The 6277-nt window shown below is 62.7% G+C and carries 7 protein-coding genes and 3 pseudogenes; 5 read left to right on the forward strand and 5 right to left on the reverse strand.

What is annotated here, in order from left to right; all coding sequences use genetic code 11:
* Positions 1-59: 59 nt before the first annotated feature.
* The 3 genes and pseudogenes from BMY19_RS28655 to BMY19_RS28660 all read left to right on the forward strand — a co-directional run.
* Positions 60-645: pseudogene (locus tag BMY19_RS28655) on the forward strand (IS5 family transposase); the annotation flags it as partial.
* A gap of 1032 nt (positions 646-1677) precedes the next feature.
* A complete protein-coding gene (locus BMY19_RS31070; RefSeq protein WP_170863075.1) occupies positions 1678-1854 on the forward strand; it encodes a hypothetical protein in 177 nt (58 codons plus the stop codon).
* 101 nt (positions 1855-1955) lie between these two features.
* Positions 1956-2672 (forward strand): thermonuclease family protein, encoded by a 717-nt coding sequence (locus BMY19_RS28660; RefSeq protein ID WP_244535061.1) that lies wholly within the window; start codon positions 1956-1958, stop codon positions 2670-2672.
* Between the two features lie 83 nt (positions 2673-2755).
* On the opposite strand, the gene BMY19_RS28665 is transcribed toward BMY19_RS28660, so the two are convergent.
* From BMY19_RS28665 to BMY19_RS31075, 4 genes are all read right to left on the reverse strand, one after another.
* Positions 2756-2977 carry a DUF6894 family protein gene (locus tag BMY19_RS28665; RefSeq protein WP_100253728.1) on the reverse strand — a complete coding sequence of 74 codons (222 nt, stop codon included), beginning with the start codon at positions 2975-2977 and terminating at the stop codon, positions 2756-2758.
* A 156-nt stretch (positions 2978-3133) separates the two neighbouring features.
* Complete coding sequence (locus BMY19_RS30670) at positions 3134-3424, reverse strand: hypothetical protein (RefSeq protein ID WP_139215731.1); 291 nt, start codon at positions 3422-3424, stop codon at positions 3134-3136.
* Between the two features lie 203 nt (positions 3425-3627).
* Positions 3628-4299 carry a Ros/MucR family transcriptional regulator gene (locus tag BMY19_RS28670; protein WP_210186938.1) on the reverse strand — a complete coding sequence of 224 codons (672 nt, stop codon included), beginning with the start codon at positions 4297-4299 and terminating at the stop codon, positions 3628-3630.
* Between the two features lie 526 nt (positions 4300-4825).
* Positions 4826-5017 (reverse strand): hypothetical protein, encoded by a 192-nt coding sequence (locus tag BMY19_RS31075; RefSeq protein WP_165923062.1) that lies wholly within the window; start codon positions 5015-5017, stop codon positions 4826-4828.
* 46 nt (positions 5018-5063) lie between these two features.
* On the opposite strand from BMY19_RS31075, the pseudogene BMY19_RS28680 reads away from it, so the two are divergent.
* A pseudogene (locus tag BMY19_RS28680) lies at positions 5064-5228 on the forward strand (transposase); the annotation flags it as partial.
* 7 nt (positions 5229-5235) lie between these two features.
* Here the strand turns inward: BMY19_RS28680 and BMY19_RS28685 are convergent.
* A pseudogene (locus BMY19_RS28685) lies at positions 5236-5895 on the reverse strand (IS630 family transposase); the annotation flags it as partial.
* A gap of 137 nt (positions 5896-6032) precedes the next feature.
* Here BMY19_RS28685 and BMY19_RS28690 point away from each other — a divergent pair.
* The coding region (locus BMY19_RS28690) for a transposase (protein ID WP_139215732.1) at positions 6033-6277 on the forward strand (245 nt) is incomplete at its 3' end.

Below are 6277 nucleotides of genomic sequence, written 5' to 3' on the forward strand. Positions count from 1 at the left end.
TTCCCCGCTCAGCATGAGCGTATCAGAGGTGTCCGCGATGCCGAGGGAGGATCACGATTACGTTCGGCTACTTCAGCCGCTGGCGCGACACAGGGCTGTTCGGCCGGATCAACCACCACCTCGTCATGGCTGATCGCGAGCGTGTCGGGCGGGAAGCCTCGCCGTCTGCCGCAGTGCTCGACAGCCAGACCGTCAAAACGATGGAGAGCGGCGGGCCGCGCGGCTACGACGCTGGCAAGAAGGTCAAAGTCCGCAAGCGCCAAGCGCTGGTCGACCTGGATGGGGCGTGCGCTCGTCCGCGATCCGCAGCCTGCCGACGTGCAGGACCGGGACGGAGCAGTTCCGGTGCTGCGCCTGTCGCGTCGGACCTTCCCGTTCATCGCCAAGGCGTTCGCCGATGCAGGCTATGCCGGCGACAAGCCAGCAAGCGCGACGATCATCGCCGTCGAGATCGTGCGCAAGCCACCGGATCAGGTCGGCTTTGCTGTTCATCCACGCCGGTGGGTCGTTGAGAGGTTCTTCTCCTGGATCAGCCGCAACCGACGCCTCTGGAAGGATCCGGAAGCGACCCTCGTCTCCGCACGAGCCTTCCTCTACGCCGCAGCCGTCATGATCCTCGTCAGGCGCCTCGCCCGATTAGCCTGACTTCTCGGACGGACTCTTAGAAATTGCCTTCAGTGGCGGCGATTGGCGCAGATCCATGACTCCCTCCGTCAGCCGGAGCCTGTGTGAAATATTTAATCCGTTCTGACCCTTCAAAAATCCCTTGCTCGCGCCGGCAGTTGGCCGTCAGCGGGACAGCGACAGAGCATTCGATCTACAGCGCATCGCGATAAAACTCGTCGACGCGTTCAAGGTCTTTTTTGATAAGCGCCGAACTGCTTCTCGAACCAGTTGCGAGATCAGTTAGCATCACATCATGGTAGCCCTTGCGGATATACTCGCGAGCTTCTTCGTACGCTGACTGGGTCGTGTTATGTTTTGTGATTACTGCGCCTGTTCTGTTTGCATATGAGACCGTGAAACGTATCAAAGCCATTCTCCTGATGAAGCTAAGACAAGAAGCCCACCGCGGCGTTAGGCCGGGTGGGCTGTGATGGGTCGGTACTTAGGTAATAGGAAGACACGCGAGCGGGCGATCAGTTCCGAAGGCCACAATCCGACTTCGCCATTTAGGCCCGTATTTCTGCACGATGTCGCGAAATAGGACGCCGCTAGTATTGGTGCGATGCGTTCGCTGGCAGCTATCCTGCCGGGCCGCGCTCTGCTGAGGTGCGGGCACGTTGATGCTTTCAGACCCAATAGAGCAGTCAGCGGACCATCGTCAATCTGAGGCTGGCTATGGCTTTACAAAAAATCTCAGGAGTCTCGGTAGTCGCAATATGATCGCCTAGATACCATATTTACAATGTCAGGCAATAAAAGGTGTTTTGCAATGCCCCGCATGTCGCTCAATACTCGCGGACAATTGGTGGCGCCGAGTTCTAAGAAGGGATCGTCGCAAGTAAATGACAATAATATCTGTGACGAAACAGAGGTAAGCCGAGAGAATTTTGGAGAGCGAACCATGAGTTTCAGATCATCGAAGTTGACGCGAGATATTAACCTCAAGGAAAGCAATTTTGTTGGGAAGGTAAGCTCACCCGCAACTCTCCGCGCGTCAAAAGGAGGAACGTCATGCTGAGTCCGGTTGATGCCTTAAAAGAGCTGCGCGACCAGATGGTGATGAACCGCCGAAAAATCGTGGATCAGCAGGAAAGCATCAAAAATGTGCAGGCCGAAATCGAAGCTATAGATCGGGCCGTTGCGGACGAGGAGTCTATCAGCAGGAAGGCCGGCTCCAAAGCTACATAACCATTGCGGGGGTGCGGCCGGATGCGCAAGCTGCTCCACCTCCGCCATCTGCCGCCTATGGCTCTGCACGACCTCGCGGAAGAGGTTGCCGGAAGCTGCGAATGAGCTATCCCAAAGCGATGCGCCACGCTCTCGCCGTCCTCGTTTTACTCTCCGGTCCGGTTCTGGCGGCGGAGCCGATCGTAGGGCATGCTTCCGTCACGGACGGTGACACGGTGGTGATCCGCAGCACTCGGGTCCGCCTGCACGGCATCGACGCGCCGGAGAGTGCTCAGCTTTGTCAGGACGCTGCCGGCAAGTCCTACCGGTGCGGGCAAGGGGCGGCGCTCGCCCTGGCTCGCCAGATCGGCGAGGCGATTATCTCCTGTGAGCCGCGCGATACTGATCGGTATGGCCGAACCGTTGCGATATGCCGGAAAGGCGACGAAGACCTGAACGCCTGGATGGCGAGCCAGGGCTACGCCACGGCCTACCAGCGTTACTCCCGCGACTACGTCGGGGTCGAGACCACCGCGAGGGCGCTGAAGCGCGGCCTTTGGGCCGGCACCTTCGATCCACCGTCGGACTGGAGGCGCGCCAAGCGCGCCGGCGGCGTGGAGACCCGGCCGGAGATGGAGAAACTCCCGGCCGCTGCTCCGGCGCCCGTACAGACCGCCTGTGCGATCAAGGGCAAAATCTCGCGCAAGGGCGACAAGATCTACCACCTGCCCGGGACGAGGGATTACGACCGGACCGTGATCACCACGGGCTCCGGCGAGCGCATGTTCTGCAGCGAGGACGAGGCGAAGGCGGCCGGATGGCGAGGTGCGCGCGGCTAACCGCGTATTGTCCGCTCGGCCCCGCCCCGATCTGCTCACGGGGCGGGGAGCGTCCGATCTCACCAGCCTTGAACCGGGGTGGCCTACTGATCTGTGATGTCGATGGTAGCCCGCGCCCGCATCACGAGCTTGCCGTCTTCGTGGTAGGCTCGGGCGCTGCACTCTTTCGACCCGTCGATCGCGCATTCGTCGTGGAGGATCGCCGTCAGTGTCCTCCCCAGCAGGGCGCGTAATGCCCCGCGGCCGGATAGCTCGACGCCCTCGACTTCGTGGCCGTTGGTGGTGCTGATGAAATAGCGTGACACTCACGCCTCCGTGGTCTGATCCCCCACGCGGCAAACCTGGAGTATCGAGAACGGTTCGACGTGCGGAGACGATACGCACAGCCGCCTGGGTTCACGATGACCGACGGTAGGCCGCAGCCAATGCCACGGAAAGCTCCGTCCGCAGGCCACCATCGCCTATGAACCTTCGTTGCCGACGAAGCTTTCGGTGAAGGCTTTGGTCAGAACCGCGAGCATGCCCTGTACCTCGAGGACCCGGATCCGTTGGCCTCGTGCGGCCGCCCACAGGTCTTCTCGCTGATCAGGATCGTTCGTACACGCCGCACACCGGACTACTTCGTCGGCCAGCTGGTTGAGCGAAGTCGCGCAGATCGACAAAGCGACGATTAGGTCGGTCACAGCGTCAGATGCGGGAGCCAGACGTCTCTCGCTGTCGTCGTTCGCCCTGGAAAAGTCGTGCGGTTCCACGTCCAAGCCTCCGAAATTTCGCCAGCTCGAAGCATGCCGCTTAGTCGGTTGTGTACAACCTATATCAATTGCGCGCAATTTTGACTGTAGGCTCGATCGCCGCGGCGCGTGCCGAGATGAGCCGAGAAGCCTGCATCAGCGCTCGGCCCACGAAAAAGCCCGCCGCGGCGAACCGGGCGGGCTTCTCACCAGAGGCCGTAGTGTCAACGCGGCACCCCCGGCTTGGCGTCGGCTGTTGAGACGGACGCCCGAGGAGATGGTGGCGGCCAAAGGGTGAATGAACAACCCCCACGCCGAGCTGCCTCACTCGGCCGCAACAGCAGCCTTCTTCGGCTTGCGGGCGCGCGTGGGCTTCTCGGCCGGTGCAGACGCCGACTCGACCCCTTCTTCCGGCCTCGGGCCTTGGGCGCCTCGGTGATCGTCTCTGCGACCTCCGCCACCTTGGGGGCTGCGTTCCGGCGCAGGTTGCCGAGGCCAGTGTTCTTTGCCAGGGCCGAGCGCATCTCGGAGTAGCTCGGGGCGGTCATCAGGTAGTCGACCGGCAGGCCCCACTTCGCCGGGCACTCGTCCGGGGTGAGGCCCACTTCCCTCAGATGCCGTTTCAGGGTCTTGTACGGTCGGCCGTCTTCGAAGCTGATCAGCGCGTCGTGCGTGATCGACTTCCGGATCTGGCTCGGAGTGGCACGGTCGACCTTAGACTCAGCCGGGGTAGCGGGGTTACTCAATCCACTGAGCGTGCCGTGGATCGCGGACAGAAGCGCCGGCATTTCGGATGTAGGCACAGAGTTCTTCGAGACGGAAGCGGACACGATATCGGCCGTGAGCTCGATTAGGTTGCTCTGATCGGGAGCCAAGGTTGATGTAGCGTCGTCCAATGATGCCTCCTGCGAATTGGGCGGAGACCCACGCAGCAACACCGATGGCGTATCTACGAGATAATATCAGATAACTTTGGATATTGACCGGTTCTAAGATCAGCTGCTTGGTTAAATCGACGCATCAAGGTGGATGCGGCACGACATGTCCGCCTCATTCAAGAGGCTGAAGTTCTGTCACAGCATTTTAGGCCGTGACTGCCCGCGGTGCGGCTTCGCTGATCTAAGAGGTAGGCCAGCGCCGGCAGGGCGCGGGCAGCCGCAAACTATGAAACGAAAGAGCCTCGCGCGGGGGTACCGGCGAGGCTGAAGTCGGGAGGAGCTCGGGCGTCGCAAGCGGCGGCCCAGCGCACGAAAAAACCGCCGCGGCCCGAGCCGGGTGGTTTGAGAGGGTCTACGCTTGGGGATCGGTCTCCGCGCGAGAGACCGCGCAGTTCGGAGCGCTTGAAACGATGAAAGGCGCCCCGGCCGAAGCCAGGGCGCCATGTCGAGATAATGAGCGCTTGGTGCGCCGGTGTTGCAAAACTCAGCGCCGCGTCGGCGCTCTCGCATCCCGTTCCAGCTCGACCAGCTTCTGGAGGTCGGTAGCTCCGCCGTCGCTGCCCGGATGGTGGACGAGGCCCGGCAGTTCTTCGACCAGACCTTCTTCTCCGGCCAGACCGTGACACCTGAGCTGGCGAGCACCGGCACCGGCCTGGTAGCTCGGGCCGTGCAGCATTGTGGCATTCGCGACTGGATCGGGGCCGTGCAACGCTTCGACGACCCCCGTCGCCTGTCCGGACTGGATCTACAACAACCGCAATCAGATCGAGCGCCTCTGGGCCAGGCTTAAGGAATGGCGAGCCGTCGCAACCCGTTACGAGAAAACCGCCGCCAGCTTCATAGGCGTCCTCTCCCTCGCCGCAGCCCTCGACTGGCTCAAGCGATGACACGCCGTAGGACGTCCTGGGCGGCAAACAAGGTCGTGGTGCCGTGGCGCTTGTAGTCGTGGGTGCGCGTCGTGGGCTGCCCCGGCTTCATCGGCAACGGGTCCTGCGTTCGGGCCAGCGCCTGGATCTGCGACTTCTCGTCGACGGAGAGCACCACGGCATGAGCTGGTGGATCGACGTAGAGCCCGACCACATCGCGCAATTTGGCGGCGAAGGCCGGGTCGTTGGAGAGCTTGAACTGCCGCGCCTGATGCGGCTGCAGGCAATGCCCGCGCCAGATCCGCTGCACCGACGAGACGCTGATGGATGTGGCCTGGGCCATGGCAGCTGCCGTCCAATGCGTGGTCTCGCCGGGCGGATCAGCCTGGGTCAGGGCCACCACGCGCGCCGCAACCTCCGGGCCGAGCGGCGGGATGCGGGCTGGCCGTGTCTTGTCGCGAAGGAGCCCAGCGAGACCCTCTCGCGCGAAGCGCTCCTGCCAACGCCAGACCGCGGTCTTGGACACGGCCGCCTCACGCATGATCGCGTGCGTCCCGAGCCCATCGGCGCTCAGCAGCACGATGCGAGCGCGCCAGACATGCTTCTGCGGCGTATTCCGGTCAGCCACGAGGGCGTCCAGTCGAAGGCGATCCGAAGCAGAAAGCGAGAAGGAGATGCCGCTGTGCATCCCGCCAGACTCGCAGGACACAGCCCAAACCGAAACCCGGGACGGACTCAACCGTTAGGTTTTGACCACTAGGGCCTGTCGTCACCTGAACCATCTGGTGCGGCATGCGTTTTGTGCCTCCGGCCTGAGGAGGCACGATGCTGAGCGACGCGCAATGGGCTGTTCTGGAGCCGCTGGTCGAGGCTTGCCGGCCGAAGGCGAAGACACCGCCGCAGGACCTGCGGCGCACACTCTCAGCCATTCTGTGGCGCCATCAGAACGGTGCCAAATGGCGTGCAATCCCGCGCGAGCTGGGGCCGTGGTGGCGAGCCGCGCAGATCTTCATCCGGTGGTCGCGCGGTGGGGTGTGGGAACGTCTGCTCGGCCTCGTGCAGGAGCGCGG

Origin of the sequence: Methylobacterium sp. UNC300MFChir4.1 (assembly GCF_900110155.1) — a bacterium.
GTDB lineage: Bacteria > Pseudomonadota > Alphaproteobacteria > Rhizobiales > Beijerinckiaceae > Methylobacterium.

Bases quoted from the DNA above. Each gene is read 5' to 3' on its own strand.
- BMY19_RS28660 (WP_244535061.1), top strand. From the start codon at position 1,956: ATGAGCTATCCCAAAGCGATGCGCCACGCTCTCGCCGTCCTCGTTTTA.
- BMY19_RS31075 (WP_165923062.1), bottom strand. From the start codon at position 5,017: ATGCTGCACGGCCCGAGCTACCAGGCCGGTGCCGGTGCTCGCCAGCTC.
- BMY19_RS31070 (WP_170863075.1), top strand. From the start codon at position 1,678: ATGCTGAGTCCGGTTGATGCCTTAAAAGAGCTGCGCGACCAGATGGTG.